The 19,176-nt window shown below is 53.1% G+C and carries 12 protein-coding genes; 10 read left to right on the top strand and 2 right to left on the bottom strand.

The genetic code is table 11. The annotated features are described in order from the left end of the window. Positions 1-114 precede the first annotated feature (114 nt). Positions 115-2,931, top strand: coding sequence for a 7TM diverse intracellular signaling domain-containing protein (locus VE954_RS40325; protein ID WP_324963886.1), 2,817 nt, complete (start codon positions 115-117; stop codon positions 2,929-2,931). Here the strand turns inward: VE954_RS40325 and uvrC are convergent. Together uvrC and uvrB are read right to left on the bottom strand one after the other, a co-directional pair. Continuing rightward, entirely contained in the window at positions 2,914-4,785 is a 1,872-nt protein-coding gene (gene uvrC / locus VE954_RS40320) for an excinuclease ABC subunit UvrC (RefSeq protein ID WP_324963884.1), read from the bottom strand. The genes VE954_RS40325 and uvrC overlap by 18 nt on opposite strands. Beyond that, the gene (gene uvrB / locus VE954_RS40315; RefSeq protein ID WP_324963882.1) at positions 4,782-6,812 is read right to left on the bottom strand and encodes an excinuclease ABC subunit UvrB; all 2,031 of its coding nucleotides are present in this window, start codon (positions 6,810-6,812) and stop codon (positions 4,782-4,784) included. Before uvrB ends, uvrC begins: the two co-directional genes overlap by 4 nt. 451 nt (positions 6,813-7,263) lie before the next feature. Here uvrB and VE954_RS40310 point away from each other — a divergent pair, with 451 nt between their 5' ends. From VE954_RS40310 to VE954_RS40270, 9 genes are all read left to right on the top strand, one after another. After that, positions 7,264-7,812: a cytochrome c3 family protein gene (locus VE954_RS40310; RefSeq protein WP_324963945.1), complete on the top strand. Its 549-nt coding sequence runs from the start codon at positions 7,264-7,266 to the stop codon at positions 7,810-7,812. Between the two features lie 61 nt (positions 7,813-7,873). Then, on the top strand, positions 7,874-11,122 hold the full coding sequence (locus VE954_RS40305; protein WP_324963880.1) for a 4Fe-4S dicluster domain-containing protein: 3,249 nt from the start codon (positions 7,874-7,876) through the stop codon (positions 11,120-11,122). Between the two features lie 31 nt (positions 11,123-11,153). Continuing rightward, positions 11,154-12,491 (top strand): NrfD/PsrC family molybdoenzyme membrane anchor subunit, encoded by a 1,338-nt coding sequence (gene nrfD, locus VE954_RS40300; protein ID WP_324963878.1) that lies wholly within the window; start codon positions 11,154-11,156, stop codon positions 12,489-12,491. 15 nt (positions 12,492-12,506) lie between these two features. After that, complete coding sequence (locus tag VE954_RS40295) at positions 12,507-13,028, top strand: DUF3341 domain-containing protein (RefSeq protein WP_324963876.1); 522 nt, start codon at positions 12,507-12,509, stop codon at positions 13,026-13,028. Between the two features lie 13 nt (positions 13,029-13,041). After that, entirely contained in the window at positions 13,042-13,578 is a 537-nt protein-coding gene (locus VE954_RS40290) for a cytochrome c (RefSeq protein WP_324963874.1), read from the top strand. A gap of 14 nt (positions 13,579-13,592) precedes the next feature. Next, positions 13,593-14,852, top strand: coding sequence for a hypothetical protein (locus VE954_RS40285; RefSeq protein ID WP_324963872.1), 1,260 nt, complete (start codon positions 13,593-13,595; stop codon positions 14,850-14,852). A 299-nt stretch (positions 14,853-15,151) separates the two neighbouring features. Next, complete coding sequence (locus VE954_RS40280) at positions 15,152-15,730, top strand: hypothetical protein (RefSeq protein ID WP_324963869.1); 579 nt, start codon at positions 15,152-15,154, stop codon at positions 15,728-15,730. Continuing rightward, the gene (locus VE954_RS40275; protein ID WP_324963867.1) at positions 15,723-16,154 is read left to right on the top strand and encodes a hypothetical protein; all 432 of its coding nucleotides are present in this window, start codon (positions 15,723-15,725) and stop codon (positions 16,152-16,154) included. The genes VE954_RS40280 and VE954_RS40275 overlap by 8 nt, the downstream gene beginning before the upstream one ends. Before the next feature lie 35 nt (positions 16,155-16,189). Next, entirely contained in the window at positions 16,190-18,568 is a 2,379-nt protein-coding gene (locus VE954_RS40270; RefSeq protein ID WP_324963865.1) for a hypothetical protein, read from the top strand. Positions 18,569-19,176: the final 608 nt, after the last annotated feature.

The raw sequence follows: 19,176 nt of genomic DNA, 5'->3' as shown, positions 1-19,176 counted from the left end.
GTGAATTCCATGGATTGCCCCTCTGGTGGGGATTCAGGGCTTGGGCAAACCCATATCCAGGCGCTATCATCAAATATCACTGGTTCATCACCGCAAGCGACCCGAGGTTTGGCCATGATTCATCGGCTTATCGTGCTGCTCCTTTTGCATTTTTCGTTGGCCTGGGCGGCGCCCGTGCCTGCAGCTACCCTCGAAAAAGGAATATTGGACGCCGCGGATTGGGATCCTTTGTTGCAACCCCGGCTGAAGTTACAGGGTGAATGGCGGTTTTATACGGATCGCTTCCTGACCGCTGAAGATATGGCGACCATCGACTCCTTGCCGTTTATTCTGCTGAAAATGCCTGGACCCAGTTGGGAAGAAGCTGGTTATCGCAACCAGGGACATGGGACGCTCGCCATTCGTTTAAGCCAACTGCCTGCAGGGCGCCTGGGTCTTCTCATCGATCAGTTCTTTAATAACTATCGCAGCTTTTTCGCCGTTCCCATCGCCAGCGGCTGGCGCGTGCAGCCCATTATGAATGTGGGGAAAGTGGGAACCGACCGCGAGACCAGTATTCCGCAAAGTCGCAAAAAAGTGGGCTCTCTGCCGGAAGTTCGAGAGGGCTGGCTGCTGATCCATGTCAGTGAATATACGATTGATGCCACGTATCGATCCGTGCCGACCCTGGGTCGATATGCTCCCATGGTTCGCGGAGAAATTACCCACGCGCGCTGGGAAGCCTTCTTTGTCCTGGGCGCATTCTTCATGCTGCTGATGGCCAATCTTGCTCTTTTTCTGCAGCGAACGGATGACCGTGGCAGTCTCCATATCGCAGCTTTCGCCCTGGTCATGGGCCTTCGCTACATTTCCACCGAAGGACTGTGGGGCGAGGCTTTCACAACCCCGAATGTCGCTCTTGCTCTGTTTGGTATGGTCAATATCCTGATGGATCTGCCGCTCGGGCTGCTCTGCATCATGCTGTTTCTGCATCACAGCTTTCCTCAGTACGTGACGCGCTGGATGGTCCGCAGCAATCAGGTTTTTGTTGGAGGCTGTCTCCTGCTCCTGGTGGTCTCATTTCCCAGTGTCCCGCAGGTCCTGATGCTGGCTGTGAATGGCATCTTTTTGCTGATCCCTCCCCTGCTTATGGTGCAAACCATTCGTGCGGCCTGGAAAGGTCAGCGCGGTGCGGGACTGTCAGCCCTTGGCCTTGGCCTCATGATTCTGGCCATGCTCAATGACATCCTGGTGGCTGTTTCCAATGCGTATGATGCGCCCTTTCTCGGGCAGTATGGAATGCTGGCCTTTATCCTGACCCAATCGCAGGTGGTTGGTAAAAATTTCGCGCATGCTTTCCGAACTGCCGAACGATTGAGTCGCGACCTGCGCGTGGAAGTCGAACGCCAGACCCGTGATGCCAAGACCATCCTTTTGAGTGTGCAGCAGGGTCTGATGACGATGAATGCGGATGGGACGATTAACGATGATTATTCCCGTTTTGTCACGCAGATCTTGAATGATAAAACCCCTGAGAGGCAGAATATTCGCAAGATCTTTTTGGACCGGAGTGACCTGAGCCGCGAGGCCAAGGACATGACCATGACCATCCTTGAAACAAGTGTGGGTGAGGATGCGATGAACTTCGAAACCAACGCCGGCAACCTGCCCAAGAGCTTGCGTTTTGAAGGCGGCCGGATTCTTGAGCTGGATTGGCAGCCGGTGGTGAATGAGAAGACGGACCTGGTGGAAAAAATTCTTTTGGCCATCAAGGATGTCACAGCCCTCAAAGTCCTTGAAGCCAAGAACCAAAAGACGCAGCGCGAAATCGATATCATCACCCGCCTTCTGGAAATCTCGACCGAACGTTTTATGCTGTTTTATAAGTCATCGCGTGAATTTCTCGACGAAAGTCGGCGCCTGGCTGGACAGACCAGCGGACACAACGAGGAAACACTGCGTCTGCTCTTTGTGAACATGCATACGATCAAAGGCGCGGCCCGGACCTATCACTTCTCGGAAATCACGCACGCGGCGCACGAGTGCGAACAGTATTACGCGGATGTGCAGAAGGGAATCATGGTCTGGGATCGACAGCGGGCTTTGGCTTTGCTGTCTGACGTCGAGGCACCGGTGGATGAGTACTTTGCCATCAACCGCTACAAGTTGAAGCGGGAACCGGAAGAGAACATGGCCCGCATCGATTTGAAACTGGTGCGCGATCATATCCTGGAATTGCAAAAGCTCAAGCGCATGGATCTGGACGCGGATCTGATGCCTTTTGTGACCCGGGTCAAGGATACCCTCTTTAATATCTATTATTCCGATGCGCGGCAGTTTTTTGGGGACATGACCTCGAAGCTCCCGTCTCTGGCTCGTGATCTGGGCAAGGAGCCACCGCAGGTTGTCATTCGTGGGGCCAAGGTGGGTTTTACGGTTGACGGTGCCGAGGTCCTGCGCAAGACCTTTGTTCACCTTTTGCGCAATGCCGTCGATCACGGCCTGGAAACAGCAGATGTGCGCCGGAGCCAAGGCAAGGGAGCTTCAGGGACCATCTTCATCGATCTGCGCGAACATCCGGATGGGTTTCTGGAAATTGACTTAAGCGACGACGGCGCCGGCCTGCGTTTGGATCGGATCCATGAAAAAGCCAAAACCATGCGGCTTTTCCCGGATGATCGCAAACCGACGGTCGAGGAAATCGCCGACTTTATTTTTATCCCGGGGTTTTCCACGGCCGCGAACGTGTCGGACATATCAGGACGTGGTGTGGGCATGGATGCGGTGCGCAAGGTCCTGGCCGATGTGGGAGGCCGGATCTTTATTCAGCTGAAAGAGCACCCGCACGATCTGAAACCAGTGGCCTTTGCCTTTCGGATGTTTCTGCCGCATGAGCATTGGGCTGAATTGAATCCAGCCCCACAGCCGGCAAAATCAGGTTCCGCTGCTTGATTCTGCTTCGGAGTCTTCCCCGTTCAGGGCCGTGTAAATATTCATGGCCACCTTTTCACTGACGCCTTTCACATGCTGCAGACGCTCAAGGCTGCTGGATTTCAACGCTTCCAGGCTGCCAAATTCCTGCAAAAGACGCAGTTTCAGCGTGGGGCCCACACCGGCAATATCATCCAGGACTGAGGCATGGGAAATCTTCTGCCGTTTCTTGCGATGGTAGGTGATGGCAAACCGGTGCGCCTCGTCACGGACGCGCGTCACGAGACGAAAGACAGGTGTGCCCTCATCAAGTTCGATAGGATCCTCGCGATCCGGCAGAACCAGTCGTTCCTTGGAATAACGCACAGCCGCTGAATCATCCCGCAGACCTTTATCGATCCGGGCCTTGGCCAGGCCGACCAAGGGCAGACCCAATTGTGGGTAGCGTACCAGGACGTCCATGGCGGCACGAACCTGCGGTCGCCCCCCGTCGATGATCAAAAGATCGGGCAGATCATCGTCCCGAATCCCGCGTTCGAGGCGGCGCTCGACCACCTCGCGAATACTGGCGAAGTCATCCGGCGCCCCGGTTACAGTTTTGATTTCATAGCGTCGATAAAAATTCTTGGCGGCTTTGCCATCAATAAAACAAACATCCGAGGCCACGATCGCTGTGCCCTGAAGGTTGGAAATATCGATGCACTCGATACGCCTCGGTAGATTTTTGAGTTCCAGCGTTTCCTGCAAAGCTTCCAACGCCACCTGGCTTTGATCGTTGAGCCGACTGTTCTGCTCCCACTGATGCCGGGCGTTTTTTTCCGTCAGCTCCAGGATGTCACGCTCCTCCTTGCCTCGGACCTTACGAATGACCACAGGCGTTTCCTGATTCTGGCCGATCACCTGGGCCAGCTCCTCGCTGAAGCCTTCCACATCGCGGACCAGAATTAAAGGCGGCACCTGGCGGTTGCCATAGTACTGCAGAATAAAGGATTCCAGGGACTCCTGCAGCGTGCTGGCAGAATCCTTGGTGATAAAAGAATCTCCGCCCAGCAGCGCCCGATGGCGAACCGTGCTGACCTGGAACGATAGAAAACCGGGAGCTTCCATGACGCCGACGATATCGGCATCCACGGTCTGGTCGAGGATGGCGACCTGCGTCTGGGTGATCTTTTCAATGGCCTCGATCTGATCGCGAAACTGAGCGGCCTGCTCATATTTTTCGGCGGCAGCTGCCTCCTTCATTTTTTCTTCCAGGTGCTTTTTCAAGCTGCGCACATTGCCTTCGAGCAGAGAAACTGCGCCACGCATAATACTGATATAAAGATCGCGTTCCACAGGCTTCGTACAGGGCCCAAGGCACATCTTCATATGGTAGTAATTGCAGGGTCTCGTTGCGGCCTTGAATTCATGAGGCGAACACCGGATCAAAGGAAAGATGCGATAGACCTGCTTGAGCAGCATCGAAAGCCGCGATGAACTCCCGAAGGGACCGACATAATGCGCGCCATCCTCCCTGCGGCGGCGGACCTTTTCCAGACGTGGCCAGGGATCAGAAAACTGCACGCGCAGGTAAGGGTACTCCTTGTCATCGCGCAAAAGAATATTGTAACGCGGCGCATGATGCCGGATCAGAGTCCGCTCCAGGAGGAGCGCCTCGATCTCGGTCTTGGTCAGCATCATATCAAAATCCGTGATCTCATGAACCAGAGCCCGGGTTTTGTGGGTATGCTGCCCGCCGCTTTGAAAGTAACTCGAAACACGGTTCCGCAGATTTTTGGCTTTACCTACGTAGATGATGGTCCCTTTTTGGTCCTTCATCAGGTAAACGCCAGAATCCTGGGGCAACTGCTTGAGCTTGTCAGCCAGAAGAGTCATTGATTCGAACCCGTTTCATCCATGTAAACGAGAAGCGTATCTTTCAGTGCCGCAACGGTGTCGCGGATTTCCGCAGCCTTTTCGAATTCCAATTCCGCGGCTGCTTTTTGCATCTCTTTTTGTTTGCGTTGAATCAATTTTTCCAACTCGCGCACCGACTTCACATTGTGCTCGCTGAGCAACTTGTCGGCTGAATCCTTCGGTCTTTTGTGGTCATCGCTGCTGAGACCATAGATTTCACGCAGACTCTGCTGCATTTCCTTCTGGATGGTCGTCGGCGTGATGCCATGATCCAGGTTGTACTGCACCTGGATCCGACGGCGGCGATCGGTTTCATCGATGCATTCACGCATGGCCTGGGTGATGTGATCGGCGAAAAAGATCACCCGTCCTTGGGCATTCCGCGCCGCCCGGCCCACAGTCTGAATGAGCGAAGAGCGTGAGCGCAGAAAGCCCTCTTTATCCGCATCCATGATGGCCACGAGCTGGACCTCGGGGAGGTCAAGGCCCTCGCGCAGCAGGTTGATGCCGATCAGCACATCGATGGTTCCCTTGCGCAGATCCCGCAGGATTTCACTGCGTTCCAGACTGTCGATGTCGGAATGCAGGTACTTCACCTTAATACCAAGATCACGGTAATAGGACGTTAAGTCTTCGGCCATGCGCTTGGTGAGGGTCGTGATGAGAATCCGGGCCCCGGCTGCCGTGACTTTCTTAATTTCTGAGAGCAGATCATCCACTTGATTGGTGATCGGACGGATTTCAATCTGCGGATCGATCAGTCCAGTGGGACGGATGATCTGTTCCGCGTGGCGGCCTCCGGTTTGCTCGAGCTCAAACTTACCCGGCGTGGCCGAGACATGGATGATCTTATCGGTCCGTTCCAGAAATTCGTCGAACTTGAGCGGCCGGTTATCCATGGCCGACGGCAAACGGAAGCCGTAATTGACGAGGTTTTCCTTGCGCGCACGATCACCCCGATACATGGCTCCGACCTGGGGCACGGTGATATGACTTTCGTCGATGATGGTCAGAAACTCTTTCGGAAAGTAATCGAGCAAGGTCGGTGGCGGGGCGCCTGGTGCGGCTCCTGTCAGATATCGGGAGTAGTTTTCAATGCCCGGGCAGAATCCCAGTTCCTCGAGCAGCTCCACATCATGCATGGTCCGCTGTTCGAGCCTCTGGTATTCGACGAGCTTATTTTCCTCTTTCAGTTCCCGCAGGCGGATACCCAGATCGTGAAGGATTTCCCGAACGATGGTCCGCATATCATCCCGTTCGGTGACGTAATGCGAATTAGGATAGATCGAGAGAGAGTCATGCGATCTAAGTTTTTTTCCCGTTAGGACATCGAAGATGGAAATGGCCTCGACCTCATCGCCGAAGAACTCGACGCGAATCCCCTGGTCCTTTTGATGGGACGGAAGGATGTCGACCACATCGCCTCGCACGCGAAAGGTCCCCCGCTGCAGAGCCGTGTCATTGCGTGAGTACTGAATATCGATGAGGCTTCGCAGAAAGGTATTGCGAGCCAGCTCGTCGCCTTTCTTGACGTTCACCACGAGATTGGCGTAACTGGTCGGCGACCCGAGACCATAGATACAGCTGACACTCGCCACAATAATGACATCCTTGCGTTCAAACAACGATTGGGTCGCGGCGTGGCGCATTTTGTCAATGTCATCGTTGATCAGAGCATCCTTAGCTATATAAGTATCGCTCCCGGGGATATAGGCTTCGGGTTGATAGTAGTCATAGTAGCTGATGAAAAAGCCAACGGCGTTGTTGGGAAAGAGCTCGCGGAACTCAGTAAAGAGCTGAGCGGCCAGAGTTTTGTTGGGAGCCATCACCAGCGTGGGCAACCCAAGCTTTTTGATAATATTGGCCATCGTAAAGGTCTTGCCTGACCCGGTAACACCGAGCAGGACATTATGCTTATGACCTTGGCGGAGGTCTTCCGTAATGGAAGCGATGGCGGTCGGCTGATCGCCCTTGGGGACGAGGCCCTCGGTCAAATGGAAGTCCATGCACATCCCTTCTCTTGCCAGACCTGTCTCACGCAGGGTTGCGTGCGGTTTTGGCATTGGGCCGATTCTCGCAAAACTTCTCCGCAAATAAAACTGTTTCTTGTTGGTAGCAAACACGGATCTGATTTAAAATCAGGTCTTCTTTTAGACTAGCACGTCGCGACGGCCGGTTTGTGGCAGGTTTGGAACGGGTTCTTCGGTCGCCAATTTCAGCGAATTTCCGAGCAGTGCTAACCTACTTGCGTCCATAAAAGGATTGGCGCTACATGGAATTTATGATAACTAAGGCGGTCATATGACGATCGCCACTTGCGCGCGAGACGTGGCATTCGCTGCTGGTTTTTCGTAGCAGGAGACTCAGCAGTTTGTGACTGAAGCTATCTTCATCATCGTTTGAGTTTGCATCCGTCGATATTGATCTATCCCGTTAAGGAGGCTGTCGTTGGCTACCGTGATTAAGACTTTCTCACCCTTAGCAAGGCTTTGTCTGTTGCTTGCATTGCTGATTCCCAGTGCATGCGGGCGCGGCAACAAGTTCTGGACCAACTACTGGACGCCCGGTGATACGGTTGACAATGTCGGCTATCATCCGGACCAGCCGATTGAGTTTCCGCACAATCTGCATGCTGGGACCCGTCAGATCCCTTGTCAGTACTGCCACTCCGCGGCACGCCGCTCGGCAACAGCTGGAATCCCCTCTTTGAATACCTGCATGGGCTGCCACCAATATGTTCGCACCGATAAGGATGCTATCAAGTATCTGAAGGCGAAGTGGGACGCGAAAGAGCCTGTGGTCTGGACCAAGGTTCACGATATGCCTGACTTTGTGCGATTCAGCCACCGCCCCCACGTGCAGAAAGGCATCGACTGTGCTGAATGCCACGGTGATGTGAAGAGCATGGTGACTGTGCAGCAGGCCAAGTCGATGCAAATGGGCTGGTGTGTGGAATGTCACCAGAAAAACCAAGCCCCTATCGCATGTTCGACCTGCCATTACTAAAAAAGAACAAATAAAGACTTTTACCGAGGCCCGCGTCCTCGTTTCGAAAGGGAGTTGTTAGATGAGGAGTATCGATAGGGATCTCCGTGGACTGGAAGACAAGCCAGAAGTCTTTGCGACGGAAGATCTGCCATTCGAAAAACCCGCCAAAGAGTTTGTGCCGGGACCGTTCTATATGAACATCGAAGAGGTCATTCCCGAGCTCGGCGAAACTCAAGATCGTGCCGCTGAGGACGAGGGCCGTAAATTGCCCGTCGACCGCCGCGATTTTATGCGCCTCTTCAGCGCAGGAGCGATGCTGGCGACTGCTGGTTGCGTGTACCGTCCTGTTGAAAAAGCAGTTCCCTACGTTGAGCAGCCCAAGGATTTCATCCCCGGTATCGCGAACTACTACGCGACGACCATCGATCGCGTCGGCGTTGTGGTCAAGACCCGCGAAGGCCGTCCCGTCTTTATCGAAGGCAATCCTGAGCATCCGCTGAGCCAAGGCGCGACATCAGCCCTCGCTCTTTCTGAACTCCAGGCTTTGTTTCACCCCGACCGTCCCAATGCTCCCCGGGTTCGTATCGGTGATACGATGACCGCTGTGACTTGGGAAGAAGTTTACGAATCCCTGGCGGCCAAAGTTAAAGCCTCGAAAAAAGTCGGTCTCCTTGTTAAGGGCGGCACCGGGCATAGTCTTCAATTCTATAAAGACTTCCTGAGAACCGTCGGTCAATCCGAAGACAACGTTTATGTCTACGAGACCAACGCTCTTTATAACAGCGTTTCGGAAGCGCACCGTCTGGCCTTTGGTTTGGACGGCATGCCTCGTTCGGACCTGCGCCGTTCGAAGCTTCTGATCGGCGTTGGAACCAACTTCCTGGAAGCCAGCGGCGGTGTCGCACCGATCTTCGAAAGCAAAAGCTGGTCGATCGGTCACACATTCCGTTCCGGTTCCAAAGGACGTTTTGTTCAGTTTGAATCCCGCATGACGGTAACCGGTGGCAAATCGGACGAGCGTCATGTGATTGGAGCGGGTGATGAGCTCGCGGTTACGCTGGCCCTCGTCGAAGCTTTGTTGGCCCGTCCGGATGCCAAAGGCTCGGCAGGCGAGAAAGGCAGCATTCGTGCGGTCATCACAGCTCACAAAGCTGTGATCGATGAAGCCCGGACTCGTCTGAACCTGGACGCCCATCTTAACAAACTGGCCGGCGAAGCTTTGAGCAAAAAAGCTGTGCTGATCGCCGGTGAATCGGGTGCCTTCAGTAAAAATGGTACCCAGGTGCAGTTGGCTGCGATCATGGCTAACGTTCTCCTTGGGGCTTATGCTGATCGTCTGCTTTATTTTGATCAAGGTTGGTTCAAAAACCCAGGTCGTCCTGGTGATGTGGCCCGTTTTATCAAAGACGCGCCGACTTATGACCTTCTCTTTGTCGTCGATGTGAACCCTGCGTTCACCCTGCCTGGTTCGACCGGGATTGATGCCGCTCTGAAAAGCGTGAAATCCATCGTTTCCATGCAGCCGATGCCGACCGAAACCTGTCAGTACGCAGAATATGTGCTCAATACCCATAATCCTTTGGAAGCCTGGGGTGATGAGGAGCTGGTCGCCGGCTTCTGGTCGATTCAGCAGCCTGCGGTGCGTCCGGTAGCGAACAGTCGTCAGGCGGAAGATGTTCTGCTCTGGACCGCGAGCAAATTCGGCAAGCCCGTCGGCGCCTATGCGGACTATCGTTCGTATCTGCGTGACAAGTGGACCCGCATTTATAAAGAATCGGGAATCAATAAAGATTTCGATACATTCTTTAAAGCCATCCAACGCAAAGGTTTCTTTGTCACTCAACTCAGCAAACGCGAAATGCCGGCGCTGAAGGATGTGAGTGCCTCCATTAAACCTGTTCCGGTGAACCAGGGCTTTAAACTGGTCGCGTATCTGGACGGCAAGTTGGGTGATGGTTATGGTGCCGACCGGCCTATTCTGCAGGAAGCCGGTGACTCCATGACGACCGTGGCCTGGGATACCTGGGTCGCGATCAACCCGCACAAGGCTCGCGAAATCGGTGTCAAATATAATGATGTCGTGACCGTGAAAGGCCCAGGTGGGTCATTCGAAGCCGCCGTGTATCCGATGCCTGGTCTGCACTACGATACCATCGCTGTGCCGCGCGGTAATGGTCACAAACTGGCGACCAGCCGGGCCAGTGAACGCGTAGGCGTCGATCCTTTGGTGGCCCTGGCCTTTGAAACCGATGAATTGACCGGTGATATCGTCACCGCAGGTCAAACGGTGGAAATCGGCAAGACCGGTCGTTTCTATCAGCTCTGCTCGCAGCAGAAGCACAACGATATTGCCAACCGTCACGACATTATGCCGATCATTCCACTGGCCCAGGCTGTAGCGAATGTTCGTAAGGAAAAAGACCTGGACGCTGTTCCCGATCTTTATCCATCGCTTACACCCCGCGATGGCGATCTGCGTGGCACCAGCTGGCTCTTCCCGGAATGGAAAGCCAGCAGCACCTACCGCTGGGGTATGGCGATTGACCTGGAGCGTTGTACCGGTTGCGGCAACTGTACCGTGGCCTGTGACCTTGAAAACAACGTGCCTCAAGTCGGTCGTGAGCAGGTCCGCATGGGCCGCCGTATGCACTGGATGCGCATTGACCGCTACTTCAGCGGCGCTGTCGACAATCCAACTGTGAGCTTCCAGCCTGTGACGTGTCAGCACTGTAATCACGCGCCTTGCGAGGCTGTGTGTCCTGTGTATGCCACCACGCATGAGCCGGAAGGTTTGAACGCTCAAACTTATAACCGCTGCGTCGGGACTCGTTACTGCGCGAACGCTTGTCCTTACAAAGTTCGTCGATTCAACTGGTACACCTACAAGTGGAACATCATGGGCGAGAGCCCCATGGATCGCAACCCCCGTGCTCTGAACCCGGATGTGACGGTGCGGACCCGCGGTATCATGGAAAAATGTACGTTCTGTGTGCAGCGCATCCGCGATGCGAAGCACAATGCCAAGCAGCAGAACCGCATGGTGTTTGACGGTGAAATTCGTCCAGCTTGCCAGACTTCGTGTCCTACCGATGCGATCGTCTTCGGCAACCTCCTGGATCCTAATGCCCGAGTGACGCGAGCTCGCAAAGACAACCGTGCCTTCCTTCTGCTCGGCGGAAAACCCGAGTTGAAAGAGTACGGCTTGAAAACTCTGCCGAACCTCAACTACCTGGCAAAAGTGAAACACGACGGAACAGAAGGCTTTGCAGCCGGCGATGGTCATGACCATGGCGGCGGAGCCGGTGAACCAGGGCATGGACATCCTTAAAAGAAACGACATCTAAGCGGAGAGCAATTGGATGAGCGAGGCAGTAAAGTGGAACAGGACGATCTCAGACGTCAATGACGGCATTCTTGCCAATCTGGGAAAGCCCCACCCGACCTATTATTTGGCGTGGGCTGGTGCGATCATCTTTCTTTTGATCGGTGCGATCACCTGGGGTCTGGAAATTACCTACGGTATGGGTATTACCGGAAAGACCAGCCCTGTTTATTGGGGTGTGTTGATCACCGACTTCGTTTTCTGGGTCGGTATCGGTCACGCCGGAACCTTGATCTCAGCTATTTTGTTCCTGTTCCGTGCCAAGTGGCGTAACACAGTGAACCGAAGTGCCGAGGCCATGACTGTCTTCGCCGTAATTACCGCGGGTCTTTTCCCGCTGATTCACGTCGGTCGTCTGTGGGTTGCCATGTACTGGATCCCACCTTTGCCGAACACCAACAACGTCTGGTCGAACCTGCGTTCACCCTTGGCTTGGGACTTGTTCGCGATCTCGACCTATTTGACCATCTCACTGCTCTTCTGGTACATGGGTCTGGTTCCCGATTTGGCTTCGATTCGTGACCGTGTGAAAGGCGTTCGTCGCTTTATTTACGGCATCATGTGCTTCGGCTGGCGCGGAACGGCCAAACAGTGGCATCACTATGAAGCCGGTTATGGTTTCCTGGCGGCTCTCGCCACGCCCCTCGTCCTCTCGGTTCACTCCATCGTTTCGTGGGACTTTGCAATGTCCATCCAACCCGGCTGGCACACGACCATCTTCCCACCCTACTTCGTTGCAGGTGCGATCCTCTCCGGTTGCGCGATGGTGTATACCCTTTTGGTTCCCGTTCGTAAGATGTTCCGCATGGAAGAGTTCATTCGGCCCGAGCATCTGGAAGCTTGTATCAAACTGACCCTTTTGACTTCGACTATCGTATTCTATGCCTACGGCATTGAATTCTTCGTCGCCTGGTACTCGGGCAACGTTTACGAGTGGGGCATTTTCGAGAAACGTGCGATCGGTCCTTACGCTTTCTATTTCTGGGTCATGGTGTTCTGTAACTGTATCTTCCCCATGATCTGGTGGTCCAAGCGCATGCGCAACAACATTGCTGTGTCCATGTTTGTGGCGATCCTGGTCAACGTCGGTATGTGGTTCGAACGCTATAACATTATCGTTTCATCTTTGGCTGAAGATTTTCTGCCTGGTTCCTGGGGTCATTTCCAGCCCTCGCTCGGAGATATCTGTCTGTCCATTGGTAGCTTTGGTTGGTTCATGTTCTGGTTCCTGATCTTCTGCCGATTCTTCCCAATCGTGTCGATGTCAGAGTTGAAACTGATCATGCCCAAACCGTTAAGCAAAAAGCATCATTGATTAAGGTGGCTACCCATGAGTAAAAGACCAGGTGGAATCTTAGCAGTCTATCAATATCTGGATAACGTCGTCGATGCGATGAAGGCTGTTCAACTTCGCTCGGATTGCGCAGGACATGAGGTGTTCAGCCCCACCTCATATCATGAGATCGAAGAGGCTTTGGATGCAGGTCCAAGCCCCGTGCGTTGGTTCACTCTTTCGGGTGCGCTGACAGGAACCGTGACCGGTTTTGGTCTGGCTCTGTGGCTCGACTATGACTGGCCTCTGGTGGTCGGCGGTAAACTCGCTGGTCTCTATTCAATACCTGCGTATGTTGTGATCGGTTTCGAGCTGACGATTCTCTTCGGCGGTTTGATGACCATTCTTGGCATGCTGGTCATGGGGCGTTTGCCGAACCCCAAGCAGCGTATTCTGGATCCTCGCTTTACGGATGATCGCTTCGGTATTTTCGTGCCGAACGCGTCACTCGATAGCGAGCAAGCCCGGGTTCTAAGAGAATTCGGCGCTGAAGAAATTCGTATCATTGAGTCGAAGTGAGGAAAGGCAAACCATGAAGCATCTGGCGACCAAGCTCGCGTTGACAGCTCTGACCCTCACCGGCGTCAGTGCCTGCAACCCCCATGGTCGAAACACGACCAAACTCCAGTACATGCCCGACATGGCGGACAACCCCACGGTGAAGACTCAGGAATCCTACCTGAATCCACCCGATGGCAGCGTCACCATCAATGCGATTCTTTATCCGGAAAGTCCCGCTCAGGCGGAACAGGAACTGCGCAATCCCTTTGGTGAGGGACCTCAGGTCAGCCAGGATGTGAGGACTAACGGTAAGCTGATGTTCGACACCTACTGCGCGGTGTGTCACGGTCTGGATGGCAAGGGTAAATCGCTTTTGGGCGATGCTTATCCGGTGCCTATTCCCGATATCACCCGTCCTGAACTGGTCGCGAGAAAAGACGGGTACTTTTTCCTGCAGATCTCCAACGGTGGCAACATGATGCCGTCTTACGCCCACGCGATTTCCCCGCATGAGCGCTGGCAGCTGATTACCTATCTGAGAACCCTGCAATCGCCGCAGCCGAAATAGGAAGAGGAACCCCGATGAGTATCGCCAAGGAATTATACAAGGACAAAGAGTCACTTTTTCTGAAGGGCTCACCCACTCTTCGCCTTGCGGCGCTGATTGGTATCGGTATCGGCTTGATCGCCGCCGCTTTCGGCTTTTTTACGCATCAGGGACCTCGGGTCTGGGGTTCATTGCTGTTTAACCTTTACTTCTTTTTCTGTCTTGGCTTTGGTGCCATGGCTTTCTCGGCCATGCAGGATGTGATCGGTGCCACCTGGGCCCGTCCTATCCGCCGGATTCAGGAAGCGTTCGGCGCTTTCGTTCCGGTCGCGGCTGTTCTCTTTGCCGTCTACATCATTGCGGTGATGTTTGACATCGGCGGTGCTGGCAAAGTTTACCGCTGGATTGCCGATCCCCACATGCTGGATCACTTCTGGGGCAAACGCAGCTGGCTGAAGCCGGAGCTGATGTACGCACGCGTCTTCTTTATCATCGCTCTCCTCACCTACCTCGTGATGTGGCAACTTCGGTTGGGCATCAATCGTGACAAGGCCTGGATGGAAGGCCGTCATGAAGAAGCGGAAGATCTGGGTGAAGAAGTCCGCGTGAAGACCAAATACTGGAGCGCACCGATTCTGGTTTGCTACGGCGTAGGTTTTACCTTCCTTTGCTTTGACGTCATTATGTCTTTGGCACCGACCTGGTATTCAACCCTGTGGGGCGGCTGGCAGTTTGCTGTGATGATGCAGACCCTGATGGCCTCGCTGCTGATCACCATGTTCTCGCTCAAAACGACCTTCATCGGCGACTTCATTCAAAGACAGCAGTTCCATGATGTCGGCAAGCTGATGCACGGTTTCACGATCTTCTTCGCGTATTTGACCTATGCTCATATCCTGACTTACTGGTACGGTAACGTTCCTGAAGAAACCGAGTACTACATCCATCGTTTGCACGGCCCCTGGTTGGGTTTTGTGTTCGCGATTCCTTTGCTTGGCTTTGTGTTGCCTTTGTACAGTATGATTCCAAAATGGGCGAAGTGGACCAAGCCCTGGACCATCACTATCGCTTCCATCATCCTCTTTGCTCAGTGGATGACGTATCAGCTGATCGTTCAGCCTGAAGTTGTCAAGGCCGAGGATTATCTGAAAAACTTCGGTCCGCTCGTGGAAATCGGCATGTTCATAGGTATGGCGGGTCTGTTTGTGACCACATTCCTCTGGTTTGCTAGACGCTTTCCGATGTTGCCTGTGGCTGATCCTTTGCTGGAAGAGGCTGTGCACGGCGGGCATTGAGCGTCCGAGACGTAAACTAAAAGCTAAAAAAGCCGGCACTCAAGCCGGCTTTTTTTATTGCGTGCCCTGCATTGCGGACGGTGTTGAGGAAATCATCCGAGCTACAAAATAAGCACTTGGGAAAAAGCCAATGGCATTCTATAAACGTTTCAGCTTACGTCACAACGGTTCTGTAACCGCTGGAGAACGAAAAGCATTTGGCTAATAGCTACCAAGCTGCTGGGTTTCCAACTCTCCCTCGTTCTTTTGAAAAAGAGGGATGCATCCCGCCGAGGCACAACTACCTGTGGAGGCATTTTTTGACTAACTCGTTGAAAACAATTCTCTGTTTAGCGGTCTTGTGGCTGATGACTGTGATGGTTTCCTGCTCCAAGGTTACGAACCGCTACGATTCCGAGATATTGACCTGCGGCGACAATTCGGATCAAGAACACTACGCTTTGATTCAGATTGAAGATGACATACCCTTCGAAGCCTTCCTCATTAGAAATACCGAAATCAAACCCGTTCGAGTCACCGCTAAATCCTGCATCGTGGTTCAAGCCGACGATCGGGGTTTCAGGCTTATGGTGCGCGATTCAGCGACCAAGCGGCAAGGTTTCGCATTGGACTTGACCAGCCTGCCGCCGGGTCTCAGCCATTTTTCTCTCAAACCCGACAGCAGTTTAAATCGTCAGCAGCACGCAATTGCGAGGTGCCCATCAGCGGAAATTCCTGTGATTGATGAGTTCATTCCCAGCGTGAAATATCAGGAGTCTCAACAGGTATCTTATTCCATGGCACGGATCACTGTTTACGATCAGGCCCAACGGGATCATCAAGGAAAAGGATTTCGAAACTATCCAGGTCGTTCCCAGGGTTCCTATCGATTTGCCTGATGGCCTTTATAACATCTCTATCAGGAGTTATGACGCCTTTGATGTTGCGTCACCCGTCAAGGCAGAAACACCCCTTGAAACATGTGCCCTGTCTGTGGACCAAAGTCATCCGACTATACGGCTCGATATCGCAAATTTCACGCTTGTCGATCAAACGTCCGACACTCTGAAAGTTGGTCCTGGTGCCAATTTAAATTTCGTTGTCGATGACAGGAATTCTGTCGATATTTTCACTTGCCTGAAACAGCGCCGAGACGAAACTGTGGCTGGCGATGGCTGTTTGGAGAGCGAATTCATTAAAATGGGATCCAGCTTTAATGTCCCTGACCAAGGAGCCTGGGATCTCTATGCCTTTGGCAAGGATCGATCGGGCAATCGCTCGCCTACGATTCTCAAACCATTTTTGTCTTCCATGAGGCCGTAATTGCTGAAATCCTCAGCACAAGCAAGCAAGTCCAGTTGCTCGTTCAGGGGGCGGAAGAGTTTGAAGCCTTTAAAGCCTTTCAAAAACTCCTCAGTTCGGCCAAACAACTCACACTGAAAGCTGAGCTTCGCGAAATTTTCTGGCAGCTCCTCGGCAATTTCCATTGGTTCGCGACCAGAAGCAATTTGCTGTGGGAAATGAAATTTCAAAGACCGTTGCTGGATACATCTGCAGCCCTTTCACCCTATACTGATGACTGGGCGATATCCGCGACCAGTGTTGAATCGTATGTTGCAGAAGGCATGCGCATTCACCGGATACCCAAGGCATACAAGCAGTTTGCTTATTTGGATGAGAAACGTTTGCTGGGCATTCGGTCCGATAATGCAGGCACCGCCTTGGACGTCCTGGAGCATGGCCAGGAAGTGAAGTCCTATAAGTTCGAGCACGATTACGAAGATATTGTCATCGAATGGCAATTGCAGCGCATCATCCTCGTGGGTGCCAAGGATCTCATGACACTTGACAGTGCTGACCTTGACAAGCAGAAAACCATTCCCTTGCCCAATGTCCTTGGCGATAAGCCCTATAGAAACCTGGAGCTCTTTCGCGTTCCAAATTCCAATGAATTTCTGTTGTCCGTAAACGAATTCATCTTGAAGGTCAGCTATCCCGATGGTGCCGTTTCAGTCTTCTCGAACCCCAGTCAATGCTGGATCACCCGAATGGACGTCACAGCCAATGGTCACACGATATTCCTGGATTACCAAAACCCATCGCTCAGTGGAAAGAAATGCAGCCGTCTCCATAGAATTGAGTGGCCTGAGTCCGGACCTGTGGTGCAGGATTTGCAACTTGGAGTCGATGAAGACAGCATAACTTCATTTCTATTGGCCAGAGTCAACGACAAGGAATTCCTTATTTCCAGCCGGAAAGACATGCTGGAAGCCTGGGACATGGACCGGGAACTGGCGACCCAGACATCTCTATGGCTGGACAAGAATCTGGGAACGGCGGTCCTTCAAAAACATCCCTATCAAAACGATAGATTCTACGTTTTGTCCCTTCAATCCATTTCGCAAGTCGTCCTGAAGCAGCAGGCTCCCTGGTTCGTGCCTTCGGCGCTCATATCCACGGAATCGACAATCCCGCATCCAAGTCAATGGCAAACCCGTTTTCTCAAGGCGTCGGCCAGGGATTTCAGCAAAATCCTGCTCCTTTATGAAAACGCTCTTCATTTCAAAACCTTTTTGACCGCAGGTGACAATTTGCTGGAAATCGGATTGTCATGCAGCGACAAAGGATGCCGAAGTTCCCCCGACAGGCGCTATGCCATACATCAGGATGATGAGCGTCATCTGCAGTGGGTTGACCATGTGAATCAACGACAAATGAAGCGGGAATTTGATTTTGCGCTGCTGCAGTCTGAAGCCCTCAATGATGGAACAGTGATCCTGGTGTCCGCGACAAAGGATATTTATGTCTGGACACCGGATAGCGATGTCTTGCAAGCGATTGGACCTGTAGATCTGGAAGGTGATGTGACCGTCCAGTCTTATCCCTTGGCCGGGATTGTGACGATTTCCACGCCGCAGGTTGACACTTGGGGTTTATTGACCACGGCAGCCATGCCGAAAACTGTCATGCTCATCAAAAGGGGCGGAAGCTGGTCTATAACCAACAAGTCCTTTCCCGGTCTGCCCCTGCCCATCAGTACACTCCCTCTTGTGCTGTTCGCAACATTGAACGACGAAGCTCTGGAGTTCGCTGCGGTCAATGCTTCGGGCCAAATACTGCACAATTACCGTGGCCTATCTTTTGCTGAATTTTCCACGGTTTTGAATGAAAGCTTTGCTGCCAGCAATCCCGGGCACCTTAAAGCAATATTAGAGTATGCGCTTAAACACGTTCAGGTTCTTGGTCACGAACCCTATCTTTACTCAAGCTGCCGCGGCGTGCTCACTCAATATGATATCTATCGGGGTTTGGAGATGCCACCGCCTATGTCCATTCCATCCCGTTACCGTGCTTCGTCCTTTTTATGGGAGGATTGGCTAGCCGTTGAAGATTTGGAGGACGCATCGCAACGGTATAATAGCGTGATGAACATCCGCACCGGTCATATCCTCAAACTAAATTCAGACGCCTACCACAAGCTTCTCTTCAATATCGGTATCCTGGGTGGTCACTGGGACAATCAGGAGGAAGAGTTTCGGGACAAATGGGGACAAACCTTTCTGATGGATTACCAGGATGCCCGTTCGCTATTTGCCACCCCTGATGAGTTCGTCGCTGGTTTCAGTACGGGCCATATCAGAAGCAAAAAGCAAAGCAGCGTTCGCATTGACCCTGACTGGATGGATCGCCAGCTGCGCAAAAGTTCGCTTCATGCCATAACAGGGGAGGCGTTCTAATATCCCGACTCGAAGGTTGGGGCTGACGCCGCCGATCGAGGAATGACGGCAAGCAAAAGAAAGCACAAGTCTCTCCTGTCTGCAGCCCACCTTGTCCTTGCCATCGGGGACGATGGCCGTGGGCGCGGGTTTTCCACGGCCGTGGAGTTATCGCATATCTCAGGCCGCGGCGTAGGCATGGATGCCATGCGATCGGCCATGGAAGGGATTGGTGGGTCGGTACGAGCCGAAGTTCTGGAAGATGCCCCACGGCTCGCTGGAGGCTCCCCGTGCAGATCCCCAGGATACACATCCTAAATTGGGATGCCTAAGCCTGGCGCCGCCCTGCCGTCAGCCTATGAATGTCCCGTGCAGCCAGAAATAGCAACAGAACATCACGCTGAAATTGTATAACCATCGCATATCCCAGCCCTCCCTGCCTTTCATGGATTGCCACCAAAGATCTTCAGGGTTTTCGGCAAAATTTTTTTAAATTCGAGCCAAACGATTTATGACTTTTTCGTGAGGAAATTTTTGCCGTAATATTCATGAGATAATGAGTGGAAACCAGTGTGGAGGGGCAGGTCCATGGCCGGAGCCTTTGAAGTTGCGACCCGTTCGGCAATCAA

This window comes from Oligoflexus sp. (assembly GCF_035638955.1).
Lineage (GTDB): Bacteria > Bdellovibrionota_B > Oligoflexia > Oligoflexales > Oligoflexaceae > Oligoflexus.
The sequence above is the reverse complement of the archived record's forward strand: the minus strand, read 5'-3'. Positions and strand labels throughout refer to the sequence as shown.